Annotated in this window: 1 protein-coding gene; it reads left to right on the top strand. The window is 64.5% G+C overall.

Features of this window, described 5'->3' with window-relative positions:
- Positions 1-96 precede the first annotated feature (96 nt).
- A complete protein-coding gene (locus tag OXG98_07025; protein MCY3771755.1) occupies positions 97-1,311 on the top strand; it encodes an aminotransferase class I/II-fold pyridoxal phosphate-dependent enzyme in 1,215 nt (404 codons plus the stop codon).
- Positions 1,312-1,407: the final 96 nt, after the last annotated feature.

Genomic DNA, 1,407 nt, shown 5'->3' with positions numbered 1-1,407 from the left:
GGGGCTCGGCCCTCGGCGTCCTCAGCTCTCCCGTGGTGGTGGTTTTCGTGTACCTGTCGTGAGCTCTTTCCTTCCTGAAAAAGAAACGGAGCGACCATGAAATCGTCCTTCGGCGCCGGCGTCCAGCGGACGGCGGAAGCGTTGAGCGCCCAAGGCAAGGACGCCAACCAGATCGCGAAGATCGTATGCGACCAGGACCCCGAGGGGTACAACTACGGCATCGGTATTGTGGTGGACGGGCGGGGCCAGGCATGGCCGACTTCCGAGACGCTGCTCGATTACGCGAGGGCCGAAATCGGTAACAGCCTGCTCGGCGAATACATGAGCACCGCTTCCCTTGCCTCACCGTTGAAGGAGGCGGTGCTGCGCTGGCAGCGCGTCCCGAAGGAATACTGGGATCGCTTCTCGCTGCTGATTCCCTCGGATGCCGGCACCGGCGCGGTCAAGACGGCCGTTGAGATGGCCCTGCAGCTATACCCCGGCCTACGGGCGATCGGCGTGGAGGAACTTTCCTGGCCCGCTTACAAGGCCATCGCCCGGATGAGCAGGATCTCGTGCCGCGAATATCCAATCGGAGACATCATGGATGCGCCCGACCTCCTGCGGGTCTACCAGGCGGGTCCCATGAACACGACCGGCCGCGTACAGTCCCGGGAGACCATGGGCAACCGGGCGGCCGCCGCGGAGGGACGGCCCGTGCTGCTGGACCGGGCCTATTCAGGATTCGAGTACGCCCGCCTCCTCGATTCCCGCGGGTACGACGGGATCATGGCGATGAGCTACGACGACCAGATCCGGCCCTTCATCGAAAACGACGCGCCCTTCTGGGTGTCCGTCAGCCCCACCAAATCCTTCGGCACCTTCGCTCTCCGGCCCTGCGGGATGCTGCTGGTACACTGTCCCGACCCGTCCCGCGCCGAAGAGGCCGCGGCACTCGCCAACACGGTGGCGCGCGCCCGGGGCTCGTCCTTCGAACATCCTGTTACACGGGCCTTTGTTTCGGCTCTGGTCCACGATCTCGAGCGCCTGGAACGCGAACATGCAGACATCCTGCGGCGCGTGGCCGCGGCGGAGCAAGCATGGAAGAACAGATCCGCCGGAACGCCGCTCGCTGAGCTGTTCACGGACGGCTACGCCGGCCTGTTCCGCAATCCCCGCGTGGGAGACGAAGCCCAGGCGGCGATCTACGGCGCCCACCTTTATCCGGTTTTTACGCCCGACCGCTGCAGGCTCAATGTCACCGGGCTTCCTGAAGACGAGGATATCGCCGGAGACCACGTAGCGGTCTTCGCGAGGTTTTGCCAGGGATAGAGCATGGCGACTCGTCGCTACCTGGCTGGAGGTGGCCCCGGTGCTCGACTTCGCGAGGTTTTGCCAGGCATTGAGTATGTCGACCCTTTCCTTTTC

The organism is Gemmatimonadota bacterium (genome assembly GCA_026706345.1).
In the GTDB taxonomy this organism is placed as follows: Bacteria; JAAXHH01; JAAXHH01; order JAAXHH01; family JAAXHH01; genus JAAXHH01.
This window is presented reverse-complemented; position numbering and strand designations above follow the sequence as displayed.